Annotated in this window: 12 protein-coding genes; 4 read left to right on the top strand and 8 right to left on the bottom strand. The window is 68.0% G+C overall.

Annotated features, from left to right (window positions below):
- Positions 1–47: 47 nt before the first annotated feature.
- Positions 48–329: a type II toxin-antitoxin system antitoxin gene (locus NBG84_RS12725; protein ID WP_250919491.1), complete on the bottom strand. Its 282-nt coding sequence runs from the start codon at positions 327–329 to the stop codon at positions 48–50.
- Positions 326–1,258 (bottom strand): SPFH domain-containing protein, encoded by a 933-nt coding sequence (locus tag NBG84_RS12720; RefSeq protein WP_250919490.1) that lies wholly within the window; start codon positions 1,256–1,258, stop codon positions 326–328. The genes NBG84_RS12725 and NBG84_RS12720 overlap by 4 nt, the downstream gene beginning before the upstream one ends.
- A 492-nt stretch (positions 1,259–1,750) precedes the next feature.
- Between NBG84_RS12720 and NBG84_RS12715 the strand changes: the two genes are divergently transcribed.
- Entirely contained in the window at positions 1,751–3,979 is a 2,229-nt protein-coding gene (locus tag NBG84_RS12715; RefSeq protein WP_250919752.1) for a transglycosylase domain-containing protein, read from the top strand.
- A gap of 64 nt (positions 3,980–4,043) precedes the next feature.
- On the opposite strand, the gene NBG84_RS12710 is transcribed toward NBG84_RS12715, so the two are convergent.
- The 5 genes from NBG84_RS12710 to NBG84_RS12690 all read right to left on the bottom strand — a co-directional run bounded on the left by NBG84_RS12710 (position 4,044) and on the right by NBG84_RS12690 (position 13,107).
- On the bottom strand, positions 4,044–5,504 hold the full coding sequence (locus tag NBG84_RS12710; RefSeq protein WP_250919489.1) for a catalase: 1,461 nt from the start codon (positions 5,502–5,504) through the stop codon (positions 4,044–4,046).
- A gap of 573 nt (positions 5,505–6,077) precedes the next feature.
- Positions 6,078–7,991 (bottom strand): SpoIIE family protein phosphatase, encoded by a 1,914-nt coding sequence (locus tag NBG84_RS12705; protein WP_250919488.1) that lies wholly within the window; start codon positions 7,989–7,991, stop codon positions 6,078–6,080.
- 546 nt (positions 7,992–8,537) lie between these two features.
- Positions 8,538–9,218 (bottom strand): cytidylyl-2-hydroxypropylphosphonate hydrolase, encoded by a 681-nt coding sequence (gene fomD / locus NBG84_RS12700; protein WP_250919487.1) that lies wholly within the window; start codon positions 9,216–9,218, stop codon positions 8,538–8,540.
- A 66-nt stretch (positions 9,219–9,284) separates the two neighbouring features.
- Positions 9,285–10,679 carry a class II fumarate hydratase gene (locus NBG84_RS12695; protein WP_250919486.1) on the bottom strand — a complete coding sequence of 465 codons (1,395 nt, stop codon included), beginning with the start codon at positions 10,677–10,679 and terminating at the stop codon, positions 9,285–9,287.
- A 742-nt stretch (positions 10,680–11,421) separates the two neighbouring features.
- A complete protein-coding gene (locus NBG84_RS12690) occupies positions 11,422–13,107 on the bottom strand; it encodes a fumarate hydratase (protein WP_250919485.1) in 1,686 nt (561 codons plus the stop codon).
- Positions 13,108–13,301: 194 nt separating this feature from the next.
- On the opposite strand from NBG84_RS12690, the gene NBG84_RS12685 reads away from it, so the two are divergent.
- Together NBG84_RS12685 and NBG84_RS12680 are read left to right on the top strand one after the other, a co-directional pair.
- Complete coding sequence (locus tag NBG84_RS12685; RefSeq protein ID WP_250919484.1) at positions 13,302–13,979, top strand: DUF1707 SHOCT-like domain-containing protein; 678 nt, start codon at positions 13,302–13,304, stop codon at positions 13,977–13,979.
- 156 nt (positions 13,980–14,135) lie between these two features.
- Positions 14,136–14,489, top strand: coding sequence for a WhiB family transcriptional regulator (locus NBG84_RS12680; protein WP_250919483.1), 354 nt, complete (start codon positions 14,136–14,138; stop codon positions 14,487–14,489).
- 315 nt (positions 14,490–14,804) lie between these two features.
- Here NBG84_RS12680 and glpX read toward each other — a convergent pair whose 3' ends face one another.
- Entirely contained in the window at positions 14,805–15,836 is a 1,032-nt protein-coding gene (glpX, locus tag NBG84_RS12675) for a class II fructose-bisphosphatase (protein ID WP_250919482.1), read from the bottom strand.
- Between the two features lie 124 nt (positions 15,837–15,960).
- Between glpX and NBG84_RS12670 the strand changes: the two genes are divergently transcribed.
- Positions 15,961–16,500, top strand: coding sequence for a DUF4245 domain-containing protein (locus tag NBG84_RS12670; protein ID WP_250919481.1), 540 nt, complete (start codon positions 15,961–15,963; stop codon positions 16,498–16,500).
- The last annotated feature ends 166 nt before the right edge of the window (positions 16,501–16,666 follow it).

The following is a 16,666-nucleotide window of genomic DNA, read 5'->3' as shown; positions in this document are numbered from 1 at the left end:
ATCCGACCGGGATCCGATCGGTCCCGATCCGATCCCGGGACGGGGAGCTATTCCTGCTGCTTCGGTTCCGCTTCCCGTTCCGGTTCCGCTTCCGGCTGTGTTGTCGGCGTGCCTGGTGCTATCGGTGTCGTCTTCGGCGGACGGCCCCGCCGGGGGATCGGTGCCACACCCCCCGGCAGCCGCCCGGCCTCCTGCAACGCGCGCCGGAGCAGAAACTCGATCTGTGCGTTCGCGCTGCGCAGTTCGTCCGAAGCCCACCGGGCCAGCGCCTCGTACACCACCGGGTCCAGCCGCAGCAGTACCTGTTTGCGCTCGGCCGGGGGCGTCACTGGTAGAGCGTGCCCGTGTTGAGAACCGGCTGGGCGGAGCGGTCACCGCAGAGCACCACCATCAGATTGGAGACCATCGCCGCCTTCCGTTCCGCGTCCAGTTCCACGATGTCCCGCTCGCCGATCCGCTTGATCGCTTCCTCGACCATGCCCACGGCACCGTCCACGATCAGCCGCCGTGCCGCGACCACGGCACCGGCCTGCTGACGCTGAAGCATGGCCGAGGCGATCTCTGGAGCGTATGCGAGATGGGTGAAGCGGGACTCGATGATGTGCACACCCGCCGCCTCGACCCGCGCGCGCAGCTCGACCGCCAGCTTCTCGGTGATCTCCTCGGCGTTCCCGCGCAGGGAGAGGCCGTCCTCCTCATGCGCGTCATAGGGGTACTCGATGGCGATGTGCCGTACGGCGGCCTCGGTCTGGGTGGAGACGAACTCCAGGAAATCATCCACCTCGAAGAGCGCCTGCGCGGTGTCCTCGACCTTCCAGACGACCACGGCCGCCAGTTCGATCGGGTTGCCGTAGGCGTCGTTGACCTTGAGCACCGCGGTCTCGTGGTTGCGCACCCGGGTCGAGATCTTCTCGCGGGAGGTGAGGGGGTTGACCCAACGCAGTCCATCGGTACGGATGGTGCCGCGGTAGCGGCCGAAGAGCTGGACGACCCGGGCCTCGCCCGGCGCGACCATGTTCAGCCCGCACATGGCGAAGAACGCGGCGATCGCGATCAGGCTGCCGAGGACGACCAGGGACGCGATCACCGCGCCCTTGCTCGCCATCGCGCCGAGCACGATGACGCCCGTACCCACCGCGAGCCCGAGCAGGCCGAGGAGCAGGGCGAGTCCACCGCCGATGCTGTGGGCCGCGAACTCCCGGACGTGTGGTTCCGGCATCTGTACGTCGTCGATGTGCGGAGTGTCGATGGCAGTCATGGGGGTCCCCCTGGTTCGTTTCATCAGGCATGGCCGGATTTCCATCCAGGCCTGGTCGTGACTCCCTCTCGGGCGACTCGACCTAGCTATCAAAGTGATTACACATTATCTGCTGTCGCAACCTTGCGCACCTCCCGTGAGTCGGTTCCTCTGAATGGGGTGCTCTTTGTCACGTCCGGAAAGACCGGATCGATGAACCTTTGTCACAGCAACCGGTGTTAGTTTTCTGAGCTGCGTCCTGCTTGCGGCCGGGTTCCGACAGGTGGCACCACCGGAACCGACGTCCTAGGTCAGATCAGCGCCAACGCAGACGGAGCTGACTGGAGCGGACTGGTGGACCGGTCCCCGGGGAAGCAGCAGCTCGGCGCCGACACCAGCACCAGCACCACACCCGGTACTGACGACCTGGCGAGGACGGACGGATCGACGGACCTACCGACGGACCGCCCGACCGGCGCCGACGACAGCGAGCGAGAGCGGAGCGGACGAGCGATGGGCCGAGCGGAAGCGCGACGGGCGCGAGGGCGCGGCGGGCGCCAGGCCAGAAGGGCCGCCAAACCCACGGGCATACGACGCTTCTTCACCTGGAAGAAGATGCTGGGCACGTTCTTCGGCCTCTGCCTGCTCGCCATGGGCGCGTTCTTCGTGGTCTATCTGCTGGTCCCCGTACCGTCGGCGAACGCCCACGCGGAGATGCAGAGCAACGTCTACAAGTACCGCGACGGCAAGATCCTCACCCGCACCGGCACGGTCAACCGCGAGATCATCGGCCTGGACAAGATCCCCAAGGACGTCCGGTACACCTTCGTCGCCGCTGAGAACAAGACCTTCTACGACGATCACGGCGTCGACCTCAAGGGCACCACCCGTGGTCTCATCAGCACCCTCACCGGCAAGGGCAAGCAGGGTGGTTCCACCATCACCCAGCAGTATGTGAAGAACTACTACCTGGACCAGGACCAGACGGTCACCCGCAAGCTCAAGGAGCTGGTGATCTCGCTCAAGGTGGACCGTAAGAGAGGCAAGGACGAGATCCTCGCCGGGTACATCAACACCAGCTACTACGGACGCGGCGCCTATGGCATCCAGGCCGCCGCCCAGGCGTACTACGGCGTGGACGCCGGCAAGCTGAGTGTCGCCCAAGGCGCCTATCTGGCCGCCCTGCTGCAAGCGCCGAGCCAGTACGACTGGGCGGTGGCGTCCGACACCGGCAAGAAGCTGGTCACCGACCGCTGGCACTACACCCTGAAGAACATGGTCGAAGAGGGCTGGCTCGACGCCGCCGAGCGCGACGCGTTGAAGTTCCCCGTGCCCAAGGCCCCCAAGGCGGCCCCCGGCATGGAGGGGCAGACCGGCTATCTGGTCGAGGCGGCCAACGCCGAGTTGACGCGCCAGGGAGTCAGCGAAGAGGACATCAAGGCCGGCGGTTGGACGATCACGCTCAATATCGACAGCAAGCGCCAGCAGGCGCTGGAGAAGTCCGTCGAGAAGGAGTTGGAGAGGAAGCTCGACCGCAAGGGCGACAAGAAGCACGCGACGGTGCAGGCCGGCGCGACCTCGGTCGATCCCAAGACCGGTGAGGTCGTCGCCCTCTACGGCGGTATCGGCGCCACCGAGCACTGGCTCTCCAACGCCACCCGCCGCGACTACACCCCCGCCTCCACCTTCAAGCCCGTGGTGCTCGCGGCCGCGCTGGAAAATGACTCCAAGACCCAGAACGGCTTTCCGATCGGACTCAACACCCCGTACGACGGCACCAGCAAGCGTCCGGTCGAAGGGAGCGACACGCCCTTCGCTCCGGAGAACGAGGACGATCGAAGCTGGGGTCCGGTGACGGTCCAGAAGGCCACCAACAGCTCGATCAACTCCGTCTACGCGCAGATGATCGTCGATGTGGGTCCCGACAAGACCAAGGAAGTCGCGCTCGACCTCGGCATGCGGGACGGCAAGGGCTGGCCGGAGCAGCCCGCGATGTCGCTCGGCACCATGCAGGCGTCGACCTGGGACATGGCCGGGGTGTACGCGACCCTCGACAACCACGGCAAGAAGGTCACCCCGACGATCGTGAAGTCCGCCAAGCACCAACTGCGCAAGCCGGACCTGGCGGACGCGATCGGCGGGCAGGTCATCAGCCGGGGCACGGCCGATACCGTGACCGCGGCCATGGAGGGTGTCGTCCAGAACGGCTCGGGTCAGAACGCGGCCGGAAACTACGACGCCGCCGGTAAGACCGGTACCGCGGAGAACAACTTCGCCGCCTGGTACGTCGGCTACACGCCCACCCTGGTCACCGCCGTCGCGCTGTTCGGTGAGAGGCCGGACGGCACCCGTCAGGTCACCCTGACCGACGCCATCAATCCGGGTCGTACCAACGGCGGTGGCATCCCGGCCCGCATCTGGCGGGAGTACACCTCCGCCGCGCTCGGCCAGGACCGGGACGCCCGGTTCGACCTGAAGGTCAGGGAGCCCGCTCGCATCGAGACGGAACCCTCGCCCTCCCGGTCGACCGAGCCGAGCCCTTCGCCGAGCCAGTCCTCCGAGCCGACGCCGGAACCCTCCCCGAGCCAGTCGGAACCAGAGCCCGAGCCGTCGTCCCCGGAGCCTTCGGCCTCGACGAGCACCAGCCCGTCGCCGTCGCCGAGTAACAGCCGCTCCATCGAGCCGAACCCCAGGCCGAGCAACTCGATCAGGCCCAGCCCCAACGAGGGCCCCGCGCAGTGAGGTGGGGCGGTGCCCACGGCCCGGCTGCCCAGCCGGATGCCGTGGGCACCGCCCTGTCGTCTTCTCAGCCGCCGTTCACCTTGTTGGCGATGCGGTCGCCGATCTTCTTGTCGATGTTGCGCCAGTACTGGAAGGCGCGGCCCAGCACCGGTTGGGAGACGCCCTGGAGCAGGTGCCCGGAGACATTGGCCACCAGCCGGTCACGAGCGGCGTCGTCAAGCACCTCACGGACCTGGGTGCCCGCCTGACCCCAGTCGTCGTCGTCCTGGTGCACCTTGGTCGCCTCGCGGACCATGTCGCCCGCGGTCGCCCAGCCCGCCGGATCGCCGAAGCGGGCCACGTCCGCCGCCGGGCCGCCGAAGGAGTTCGGTGCGTACGGCATGGAGGCGTTGGACGGCACGTACCGCATCGGCCCGTCCTTGGCGTAGGAGTTCACCGCGGAGTGGGGCCGGTTCGGCGGCAGCTGCGCGTAGTTCGGGCCGATCCGGTAGCGGTGGGTGTCCGGATAGGAGAACAGCCTCCCCAGCAGCATCTTGTCCGGTGAGGGACCGATGCCGGGCACCAGGTTCGAGGGCTCGAAGGCCGCCTGCTCGATATGGACGAAGTAGTCCTCGGGGTTCTTGTTCAGCGTCATCCGGCCGACGTCGATCAGGGGGTAGTCGCCGTGCGGCCACACCTTGGTCAGATCGAACGGATTGAACCGGTAGTTCGGCGCGTCCTCGAACGGCATGATCTGGACCTTGAGGCTCCAGCTCGGCGCGTTTCCGGACCCGATCGCCTCATAGAGATCCCGGCGGTGCTTGTCCGCGTCGTGCCCGGCCAGCTCATCGGCCTCGTCCTGGGTGAGGAACTCGATGCCCTGGTCGGTCTTGAAGTGGTACTTCACCCAGAACCGCTCGCCGCCGCCGTTCACCCACATGTAGGTGTGCGAGCTGTAGCCGTTCATAAACCGGTACGAGCGGGGGATGCCGCGGTCACCCATCAGCCAGGTGACCTGGTGGGCACTCTCGGGGGAGAGGGTCCAGAAGTCCCACTGCATCTCGTTGTTGCGCAGCCCGGTGGCGGGGTGACGCTTCTGTGAGCGGATGAAGTCCTGGAACTTGATCGGGTCACGTACGAAGAAGATCGGCGTGTTGTTGCCGACCATGTCGTAGTTTCCGTGTTCGGTGTAGAACTTCAGCGCGAAACCACGTGGGTCGCGCCAGGTGTCAGGAGAGCCCAGCTCACCGGCGACCGTCGAGAACCGGGCCAGCATGTCGGTGCGCTTGCCCGGTTGGAAGAGATCGGCCTTGGTGAACTGGCTGACGTCGTTGGTGACCTCGAAGAAGCCGTACGCTCCCGATCCCTTGGCATGCACCACCCGCTCGGGGACCCGCTCCCGATTGAACTGGGCCATCTTTTCGATGAGGTAGTGGTCCTGCAGCAGGATCGGTCCCGAGGGGCCGATGGTGAGCGAGTGCTCATCGCTCTCCACCGGGATGCCGGCGTTGTTGGTCGTGTACGGAGCCTTTGGAGTCTCGGTCACGAGCGTTCTCCCGAGTAGGGGGTGAGGGTGTGGTCGCTTCGGCCGTCTGCCCCAGTCAACTCCGCCGACACTTCGTCGGCAACTTTTGCCGGGCCCCATCCGGTGCGCTTCTGCCGCGCTGAAACGGCGCGGCGGGATGCGGCCCTGGCCGCTACGCAGGGGGCCCTCGACCCCTCACGGCCGCGCCCCCCCGTGTATCGGCCGGGCCGCCGGTTGACCGCGGAGAACGTCCCACCGGGGAGACGGAGGCGCGGCCACCATCGGGGCGGTGTCCGCCCTGGGAGTGGGCACCCGGGGTACACACCCCCCATAAGGGGACAGGATCTGGCGGGTGCGGCGGCCTCAGGGGGGTGTTGCGGATAGACCCGATCGGGTGACGACGGTCAGCGCCCATCGCACGATCGGGCGCATGACCCCGTCGGGACCGGGCCCGCGGGCCCGCAGTCGAAGGCCGTGTCCGGCTGATCCGCTGGATGGCGTTCTACGGGTGCTAAGGGCTGGTCCCGGGGCCCCGCACGACGAAGGCCGTACCCCGTTGTGCGGGGTACGGCCACCATGCCTCAGCGGGTCGGTTCAGGCCCGGGTGGGCAGCTCGAACCAGACCACTTTGCCGCTGGAGAGCCGAGTCGCCCCCCACCGCCTCGCCAGCCGGTTCACCAGGAACAGTCCACGTCCGCCTTCGTCCGTGTCCCGTGCCCGCCGCTGCCGGGGTAGCTGCGGAGAGTCGTCGCCGACCTCGCAGCGCAGCACATCGGTCCGCAGCAGCCGCAGCGTCACCGGCCGCTCGGCGTACCGCACGGCATTGGTCACCACCTCGCTGACCAGCAACTCCACCGCGTCACTCAGCTCTTCGAGACCCCACCGGGACAGCGCGCGCCGAGCCAGCCGGCGAGCCCGCCCCGGAGCGGCGTCTTCCGGCTCCAGGAACCAGTACGCGACATCGCTCGGTGCGATCCCGTCGAAACGGGCCGCGAGCAGCGCGATGTCATCGTCCCGGTCGCCCGGCCCGAGCATGTCCAGGACGTCGTCGCAGAGTGCCTCCAGCGGCGGCGAGTGGTCGGGTCCGGTCAGCTGTGCGGTCGCGGCCAGGCGCTCCCGTAGCTGCTCGATCCCGGTCCACACATCCCGCAGTCGGGACTCGACCAGTCCGTCCGTGTACAGCAGCAGGGTCGCGCCGGCCGGCGCGTCCAGCTCCACGGCCTCGAAGTCGACACCACCGACACCGATGGGCGCTCCGGGCGGCACTCGCAACACCTCTGCTCGGCCACCCAGATGGAGCAGTACGGGTGGCGGATGACCGGCGTTGGCGATGGTGATCCGGTGCGAAACCGGGTCGTACACCGCGTACATGCAGGTCGCCATGCGGTCGGTGCCCAGCCGTTGGGCCTGCTCGTCCAGATGGTGCAGCACCTCCTGGGGCGGCAGATCCAGACCGGCCAGCGTCTGCGCGGTGGTGCGCAGCTGGCCCATGATGGCCGCCGACGTCATCGAGTGGCCCATGACATCGCCCACCACCAGGGCGACCCGACTGCCGGGCAGCGGGATCGCGTCGTACCAGTCGCCGCCGACCCGGGCGGTCTCCGCCGCCGGTAGGTAGCGGGAGGCGAGCCGTACCCCGGTGGGTTGGGGCAGCGAGTCCGGCAGCATCGTGCGCTGGAGCTCATCGGCGATATAGGCCTCGCGCCCGTACAGCACGGCCTTGTCGATGCCGAGCGCGGTGTGCGTGGCCAACTGGGCCGCGACCAGCAGATCGTTCGGCTCGAAAGCCGGGCGGTCGGGGCGCCGCACGAAGACGGCAGCACCGATCACCCGCCGGCGTCCACGCAGCGGGGCGAGTATCGCGCGGTGTCCGTTCGGCACGGTCCGATCCGCGCCGAGCAGCTCCGGTAGCGCCGCTCTGGCCGCGGCCGAGTCGCCGAACACGGGTCGGACCCCGCGCAGCACCTCCGACAGGGCGCCGCCGGGCCGCACCTCACAGAGCTCGGATGCCGGTGTGAGGTCGGTGTGGGGGTCGATCGAAGGGGACGCGGAGGCACCGGTCACGCCGGCGAGCAGTGCCGAGGTGCTGAAGTCGCCGCTGTCTTCGGCTAAACGCAGCCGGTCAGTTCGGCGCAGCCGCAACACGAACGGCGCGACCGGACGCTCGTCGCCCACCGGCAGTGGGTCCCTGAGGAAGACGAGGATCGCGTCCGAGAACGTCGGCACGGTCGCCCGACACAACCCCAGCACGATTTCATCGAGATCTATACCGCGTGCGATCCGGCGCGTGGCAGCGCCGGTGAAGCGCAGCCGATCACCCTCGCGCCGTGTAGTCGCCGCCAGATCCTGCATATCCGCTGGCGGGCCATTGGGCGTGGGGACGGCGGAGGATACGGCCGGGGAGGGCACGGCCGGTGAACCGGCCGAATCCGCCCGCGGCCGGGTGCGTTCCTGGGGCCTGGCAACCAAGGGTTGCCGGCCTTCGTGGGAGGTTGGCTGCTCCGTCACGCGTGGGCTTCCGTCCGTCTGGGCCGGGTGTGCGATGCGAACGCCTCGTGAGGCGGTGTACCCGCTCTACAGGTGGCGTCGACAGGGTGGCGGGCATCCGGCACGGCTCCACCCCCTAGAAGTGACTTGTGGTGACTTACGGTCAGGTTGTGCGCTGCGCTGCTGAGTTACCGAAGGGTTCTCAGCGACGCAGCCCTGCGGACGACGATCCTACGTTTGCCCCTGGGGGGCGTATCAAGAGTCTCATGGCCTTGTATGCGCCGGAGTGTGTTCGCGGACCGGAGTCCGACATCTTGCGGGACGGTTGTCTGACACACCCACCGGGCCCATGATGCCTGTTGAGCTACGACTCAACTAGTCCCTCCTGGTCCGGGCCGGCTCGCCGCGGGCGCGGTGGTGGTCGATGAGTCGACTGGATGAGCTCATACCGGTCCCTCCTCCCGGACGCGGTCGCCGGTGGTGCGGGCCCACCGGTGCTCCGCGGCCCGCGCGACATGCTCGGGGGTGTGGGCAGCGGGTCGCTGAAGGCGACCCACCGCGCTGCCCTCAGGACGCCATCCGGACGGCCGTGCGATCCCAGTCGGCGGGTAGCTCAGGCACTCGCCAGCCGGGGTCGGGCCGCCAGTGCTCCCAACCGTCGGAGAAGGGCGCGCCCCAGGCGTTGATGACCTCCACGGCGGACAACCCCGCGGCCCTCACCTGGCGGGCCTTCCGGGGGTCCATGAGGCCCACTCGTTGGGCCTCGGCGAACTCATCCTCGTCCTCCCACCGCCAACTGCGGTCGGGATAGACGCAGATGTCCAGAAAATGATCCTCGGAGTCCATGCCGTCTGCCCAGCGGGTGCGTGGCTCCTCTAGGTTCACGTACCAGTTCTTGAACCGCCAGCCCGGCTCCCAGAAGAGCCAGATCGACCAGGGGTCGCCCGGTCGGGCCAGCTTGAGCACACCGGTCCCGAACCAGTGGTCGCGCTTCACCGTGCGCGGAGCCGTGTAGCGGGTGGGAAGCGGCTGCTCGTGGACGGGGGTGCCGTCCACGAGCACGGGCTTCACGCACTCCGTACCCGGAGCCATCCACACGGCCAGCACTTCGGCGGTGTCCTGGACGACGGTGACGGGGCGACAGATATCCACCCCGTGATGACCCGCCAGGTCCGGGGCATGGCCGCGATAGCGCCAGAGGATGTGGTCTCCGGGGCTCCAGCGTTCACTGCGTTCCGTGCCTGTCATGAGCAGATTTTAGGAGTACGGCACACCTGTCCGTACCGGATCTTCACAACGGCCCGCCCCAACAGCCTAAGGCCGGGTCATCCGCAACACGTCGAGAGCCTCGTCCAACTGCTCCAGGGTCAGTGCTCCCCGCTCCACATAGCCGGACTCCAGCACGACCTCGCGGATCGTCTTCCGCTCGGCGAGTGACCGCTTGGCGACCTTCGCGGCCTCCTCGTACCCGATGTACTTGTTGAGCGGGGTGACGACGGACGGCGACGACTCGGCGTACTCCCTGGCCCGCTCGACATTGGCGGTGATGCCGTCGACGGTACGGTCCGCGAGCAGTCGGGAGGCGTTGGCCAGCAGTCGTACGGACTCCAGCAGATTCCGGGCCAGCACCGGGAGCATCACATTCAGTTCGAAGTTGCCGGCGGCTCCCGCGACCATGACCGTGGTGTCATTGCCCATCACCTGTGCGGCCACCATCAGTACGGCCTCGGGGATGACGGGGTTGACCTTGCCCGGCATGATCGACGAACCGGGCTGGAGATCGGGCAGATTGATTTCGGCCAATCCGGTGCGCGGACCGCTCGCCATCCACCGGAGATCATTGGCGATCTTGGTGAGCGATACGGCAATCGTCCGCAACTGCCCGGATGTCTCCACCAGGGCATCGCGCGCGCCCTGCGCCTCGAAGTGGTCCCGGGCCTCGGTGAGCGGCAGCCCGGTCGTCCGGGCGACCTCGGCGATCACGGCCGCCGAGAAACCGGGCGGGGTGTTGATCCCGGTGCCCACCGCCGTCCCGCCGAGCGGGAGTTCCGCCAGCCTCGGCAGCGCGGAGCCCAGCCGCTCGACTCCGTAACGGATCTGGGCGGCGTACCCGCTGAACTCCTGGCCGAGCGTCACGGGCGTGGCATCCATCAGATGCGTACGTCCGGACTTGACCACCTGCGCGAACTCACCGGACTTGCGCTCCAGCGCGGCGGCGAGGTGCTCAAGGGCGGGGATGAGATCGGCGCTGACGGCGGCCGTGGCGGCGATATGGATGGAGGACGGAAAGACGTCATTCGACGACTGGGACGCGTTCACATGGTCGTTCGGGTGGACCGGGAGTCCCAGCCGCTCGGTGGCGAGGGTGGCGAGCACCTCATTGGTGTTCATGTTCGACGAAGTGCCGGAGCCCGTCTGGAAGACATCCACCGGGAAGTGGTCGTCCCAGCGCCCGTCGGCGACCTCCCCCGCGGCCTCGATGATCGCATGCGCGATGTCCTTGTCGAGCACCCCCAGCTCGGCGTTGACCTGGGCGGCAGCGGCCTTGATCCGGGCCAGGGCCTCGATGTGGGCCCGCTCCAGCCGCTGCCCCGAGATGGGGAAGTTCTCCAGGGCCCGCTGGGTCTGGGCGCGCCACTTGGCGTGTACGGGCACCCGCACCTCGCCCATGGAGTCGTGCTCGATCCGGTGGTCGGCGGCGTCGGTCATCGGGACGGTACCTCCAGCTCTCGGGGCCCGCACGGCGCGGTTCCCCCGCGAAAAGGTGAGCAGTTGTCTTGTTCTGGCTATTCCCGGCTGCACTACCGGCCAGTAAATACCCGTGGACCGCCCGAGGTGAGCTAAGAAATCGCCGCCCTCAGGAAAGGCTTCCCTTCAGGAAGGGCCTCGCCTCAGGAAAGCCCTCGCCTCAGGAAGTGGGGTCTCGCCTCAGGAAGGGCGATCGAGGACAGCGCCTGGCGCGTGCACCGGGAGCATGCGGACCGGCGGCCCCGGCAGCGCGGAAACCCGCGAGGCCACCGGTGGCGGGCCGGGAGTGCCATGGGGTCGCGACCAGGGTCGGTGGTGCGACGGGACGCGGGGCACGCCCCCGCTCATCCGCCGACCGCCGCCTCGATGTGCCGGGCGGTCAGCAACACGCGGGCACCGCTCCGAGCCTCTGGAAGGGCTCAGGTGCTCCGGGGCCGGCGTTCCACCCGTACCCCGGGCAGGCGGGCCCCGGCCGCCGTCCCCGCCGTGTCCCAGAACCTCCGCGCCGCGCTGGGCATCACAGCGGGATCACCGTCGCCGGTTCTGTACGGGAGCGCCCGGCCGGCGTTCTGCGTTCTGACTGAGCCGGCGAGGCCCGGCCCTTCGCCGGCGAAGGACATCGCGCTTGCGAAGGGCCGTACCGAGAGCCGTACCGGGAGCCGTACCGAGGAAGGGCCTCCACCGGCCAAGTGTCGCTGGCCGACTACAGCCCTGGTCCCCGGACCGGAATCGAGGTGAACGTCGGCGCCGGCGCCGGCTCGGTGAAGAAGTCGTTCCCCTTGTCGTCGACCACGATGAACGCCGGGAAGTCCTCCACCTCGATCCGCCACACGGCCTCCATCCCCAGCTCCTCGTACTCGACGACCTCCACCTTCTTGATGCAGTCCTGGGCGAGCCGTGCCGCGGGCCCGCCGATGGACCCCAGGTAGAACCCGCCGTGGGCCCCGCACGCCTCGGTGACCTGGCGGGAGCGGTTCCCCTTGGCCAGCATCACCTTCGAACCGCCGGCGGCCTGGAACTGCTCCACATACGAATCCATCCGTCCGGCCGTCGTCGGTCCGAACGAGCCGGAGGCATACCCCTCCGGGGTCTTCGCGGGCCCGGCGTAGTACACCGGATGGTCCTTCAGGTACTGCGGCATCTCCTCGCCCGCGTCCAGCCGCTCCTTGATCTTCGCGTGGGCGATGTCCCGCGCGACGACCAGCGGACCGGTCAGTGAGAGCCGGGTCTTGACCGGGTACTTCGTCAGCTCCGCGAGCACATCGTCCATCGGGCGGTTGAGGTCCACGTGCACCACGTCGCCGTCGGAGAGATGGTCGTCCGTGGTGTCCGGCAGGAACCTCGCCGGATCGGTCTCCAACTGCTCCAGGAAGACGCCCTCGGCGGTGATCTTCGCCACCGCCTGCCGGTCCGCCGAGCAGGACACGGCGATGGCGACCGGCAGCGAGGCCCCGTGCCGGGGCAGTCGTACGACCCGGACGTCATGGCAGAAGTACTTGCCGCCGAACTGCGCCCCGATACCGATCCGCTGCGTCAGCTCGAAGACCTTCTCCTCCAGCTCCTTGTCCCGGAAACCGTGCCCGGCGGGGGAACCCTCGGCGGGTAGCTCGTCGAGGTAGTGGGCCGAGGCGTACTTCGCGGTCTTCAGCGCGAACTCGGCCGATGTGCCGCCGACGACGATGGCCAGGTGGTACGGCGGGCAGGCGGCCGTACCGAGGGAGCGGATCTTCTCCTCCAGGAACCTCATCATGGCCCTCTCGTTGAGGACCGCCTTGGTCTCCTGGTAGAGGAACGACTTGTTCGCCGAGCCGCCGCCCTTGGCCATGAAGAGGAACTTGTACGCTCCGCCGTCCGTCGCGTACAGCTCGATCTGGGCCGGGAGGTTGGAGCCGGTGTTCTTCTCCTCCCACATGGTCAGTGGGGCCATCTGCGAGTAGCGCAGATTGAGCTTGGTGTACGCGTCGAAGACGCCGTGCGAGAGGGCCGCCTCATCGCCGCCCTCGGTGAGGACGTTCTGTCCGCGCTTGCCCATCACGATCGCCGTACCGGTGTCCTGGCACATGGGCAGCACACCCGCGGCCGCGATGTTGGCGTTCTTCAGCAGATCGAGCGCGACGAACTTGTCGTTGGACGACGCCTCGGGGTCATCCACGATCCGACGCAGCTGGGTGAGGTGCGCGGCCCGCAGATAGTGGGAGATGTCGTGCATGGCCTCGGCGGCGAGCTGACGCAGTGCCTCCGGTTCGACCTTGAGGAACGTACGTCCATCAGCCTCGAAGGTCGAGACGCCCTCGGCGGTCACCAGCCGATAGGACGTGTCGTCCTCTCCCAGCGGGAGCAGGTCGGTATAGGTGAACGCCGGGCTGGATGGGCGGGGGACAAGAGACATTGCGGCCATTCCTCACTCGGCGGGCTGCGACGCCGCCTCCATTGGCCGCGCGCCCTCCAGCGTAGAACGCGGCCCTGACACCGGTACCGGTGAGGTAAGGCTCAGTAGGGAAAGTGCTGGATGGGCCCCTGTACCGCCCTTCTGGGGGGTGTTGCCCCTAGTCGCGATCTATCGCGTTTCGCTACCCTTGTCGCGTGGACCTCGAAAAGCAGCCCAAGAAGCCCGTCGTCCCCGCAGAGCACGGCGTCGCCCCGGGCGCTTCCGGTGCCATCCGGGCATCCGACGCCGATCGCGATCGGATCGCCGACATCCTTCGGGATGCCCTGGCCGAGGGGCGGTTGGACGCCGAGGAGCACTCCGATCGGATTGACGCGGTCTACCGCGCCAAAACCGTGGGGGAGCTCCAGCCGCTGGTGCAGGACCTGCCCGCGGCCCGCAAGAGCGGAGACACGGCCGCGTACTCCTACGGGGCCGACGACCCGACGGGCGAGGCGGAGAACCTGATCGCGGTCTTCTCCAGCTCCACCCGCAAGGGGCGCTGGCGCGTTGGTCGTCGCACCAACGCCTTCTCCCTCTTCGGCAGCGTGGAGATCGACCTCACCCAGGCGCTGTTCCAGCAGCGGGTGACAGTGATCAATGCAACATCGATTTTCGGCAATGTCGAGGTGCGGGTTCCCGAGAACATCACCCTGCGCGGCAATGGCAGTGGCATCTTCGGCAACTTTGAGGTGCGCACGTTGGAGGCGGTGGACCCACAGGCTCCGGTCGTAGTCGTCAACGGGTACTCGATTTTCGGCAATGTCGAGGCCAAGGCCAAGCGGGGTCGACGGGTCGGCGATCTCCAGGACCGCCTGCGGAAATTCCTGGGCTAACGACGCCCGAGCACTTTGGCCGGATTCCGGTCACGAACGGCTGTGTGGGGTTCCGTTGACCCCTAACGCGATGCCACTCAGTGAATAGGAGTGCGCACAGCGGGTAGGGAGAGCTGCATCGTCTCTCGCTCGCGAAGCCGTCGTCAGGAGTAGACCGTGCTGCAACTGCCGTACCAGTCCTTGCAGGTCGCCGCTGTTCCACCGCAGCGTGCGCCCGCTCGGGAAGACCAGGATGGCCCCTGGCATGCGGAGGCGGTGTGCCGTCGGGACGAGGCTGGACTGTTCTTCGCCCCCTCCAAGGAACCCACGGCCGCACGGCTGTCCCGTGAAGAGGCTGCGAAAAGGGTCTGCGGGCGTTGCCCGGTGATGGTCGAGTGCCGCGAGCACGCACTGCTCCAGCCCGAGCCATACGGAGTGTGGGGCGGGCTCACCGCGGCGGAGCGACGGGTGGTGCTGGCCCGGCGCAGGCGGCGGGACGTGGAGACGAAGAACTCGAAGTCCGCGGCTTGAGCACGTCGTAGACAGCCTTGGTCGCCCGTGGATCACGGGACACCGGCAGCATGGTCGCCGGACGGGCGGTAGCCGTCGAGGAGAAGCGTGCCGCGCCCGCCGCCGACCTACCTCGCTGATACGTTTCGCGGCTGTGGTCGGCGTGGCAGCCCCGGGCGAGCGGGAGGTCCACCCGCTCGATCCATGCCGGCTGGCCATCCGCGCACCCGTCCTCAGCGCCCTCTGGCGCTGTCGTACGACCGAAGGGGCACCCCTGGAACCGTGTGATGGGGGCGCCCCTCCTCTGGGTGGGGCTCGGGGTCGGTGCGGGCCGTACTACTGCGCGCGGTCGAAGTCGACCTGGCTGTAGGCGCGCAGTTTGGACAGCCGGTGGGTGGAGTCGATCTGCCGGATCGTGCCGGACTTGGATCGCATGACCAGGGACTGGGTGGTCGCGGTCTCCGCGCGGTAGCGCACCCCGCGCAGCAGTTCGCCGTCCGTGATGCCGGTGGCCACGAAGAAGACGTTGTCACCACGGACCAGATCGTCCGTGCTGAGCACCCGGTCGAGGTCATGGCCGGCGTCGATGGCCTTCTGGCGCTCGGCCTCGTCCTTGGGCCAGAGCTTCCCCTGGATCGTGCCGCCCAGGCACTTGATCGCACAGGCGGTGATGATGCCTTCCGGCGTGCCGCCGACACCCATCAGCATGTCGACGCCCGTACCCTCGCGCACGGCCATGATCGCCCCGGCGACATCACCGTCCGAGATGAACTTGATGCGGGCGCCGGTTTCCCGGATCTCCTTGACGATGCCCTCGTGGCGCGGCCGGTCGAGGATGACGACCGTGACGTCCTCGGGCGATGACTTCTTGGCCTTGGCGACCCGACGGATGTTCACGGACACGGGAGCGTTGATATCGACGAAATCGGCGGCTTCGGGGCCGGTGACCAGCTTGTCCATGTAGAAGACCGCGGACGGGTCGAACATCGTGCCGCGGTCGGCCGCGGCGAGGACGGCGATGGCGTTCGGCATCCCGCGGGCGGTCAGGGTGGTGCCGTCGATCGGGTCCACCGCGATGTCGCACTCGGCGCCGGTGCCATCGCCGATGCGCTCGCCGTTGAAGAGCATGGGGGCTTCGTCCTTCTCACCTTCACCGATGACGACGATGCCGTTCATCGAGACGGTGTGGACGAGGGTGCGCATGGCCTTGACGGCCGCGCCGTCCGCGCCGTTCTTGTCGCCGCGCCCGACCCAACGGCCTGCGGCCATGGCGGCGGCCTCGGTGACCCGGACCAACTCCAGGGCGAGGTTGCGATCGGGGGCCTCGGGCGAGACCTCCAGTTGAGACGGCAGATTGTGCTCGGTCATCGGAGCGCACCTTTCTGTACGACGACGGCCGGATATAGAGGGTGCTGTGACTCTATCTGTAGGTTGACAGAATGAGCAGAGGGGCCCACGTTTGAGCGCGTGCCCCGGATGCGACCATGGGTCCGTGGCAGGTATGCGAGGCAAGCAGACAGTTCGGGACTTGGTGCTCTCGATGGCGGTCATTGGGGCCGTTGTCGCGGTGATCTACCTCTTCATCCCGCATGACGACGAGACGGACTCGATCAAGCCGGTCGACTACACGATGGAACTGGTGACCGCACAACGGGCGGCGCCCTATCCGGTGGCAGCGCCTCAAGGTCTGCCGAAGGGCTGGAAGCCCACCTCGGTCACCTACAACCGTGGTGATGCCAACGCCTGGCACCTGGGGTATCTGGACCCGAACCGTGAGTACGTCGCCGTTGAGCAGTCGACCGCGCCGTTCAGCAAGTACGTCCCCCGGGTCACCCAGCAGGCCGAGAACACCGGCCGGACCCGGCAGGTGGCGGGCGAGAGCTGGCAGATCTGGGAGGGGCCCAAGTACAACGCCCTGGTGCGCGCGGACAAGGGGGCGACGACGGTGGTGACGGGAACGGCTCCGTTCGACCGGCTCGCCGAAATGGTGACCGCGCTGGAGTCGAAGAGCCCGGAGCCGACCAAGGCCTGAGCAGCGCGTACCTGGTCAGAGGCGCTCTGGGGGTGGACGCCCGGGTCTTCGGCGTTCCCTGGCACTCGGATTCACCTGCCAGCGCGTAGATCGGCCTCGATGACCGAGCGTCGGCCGGTGCGTATGGCGGAGCTCGGGCTCCTGGATCAGGAGCCCATGACGAAGG

This window comes from Streptomyces albipurpureus, assembly GCF_023701525.1.
GTDB classification, from domain to species: Bacteria; Actinomycetota; Actinomycetes; order Streptomycetales; family Streptomycetaceae; genus Streptomyces; species Streptomyces albipurpureus.
Note: the sequence above shows the minus strand (reverse complement) of the source record. Positions and strands in the feature narration are given on the sequence as shown.

Coding starts and splice junctions, on each gene's coding strand:
- NBG84_RS12720 (WP_250919490.1), bottom strand. CDS start 1,258: ATGACTGCCATCGACACTCCGCACATCGACGACGTACAGATGCCGGAA.
- NBG84_RS12715 (WP_250919752.1), top strand. CDS start 1,751: ATGGGCCGAGCGGAAGCGCGACGGGCGCGAGGGCGCGGCGGGCGCCAG.
- fomD (WP_250919487.1), bottom strand. CDS start 9,218: ATGACAGGCACGGAACGCAGTGAACGCTGGAGCCCCGGAGACCACATC.
- NBG84_RS12695 (WP_250919486.1), bottom strand. CDS start 10,679: ATGACCGACGCCGCCGACCACCGGATCGAGCACGACTCCATGGGCGAG.
- NBG84_RS12690 (WP_250919485.1), bottom strand. CDS start 13,107: ATGTCTCTTGTCCCCCGCCCATCCAGCCCGGCGTTCACCTATACCGAC.
- glpX (WP_250919482.1), bottom strand. CDS start 15,836: ATGACCGAGCACAATCTGCCGTCTCAACTGGAGGTCTCGCCCGAGGCC.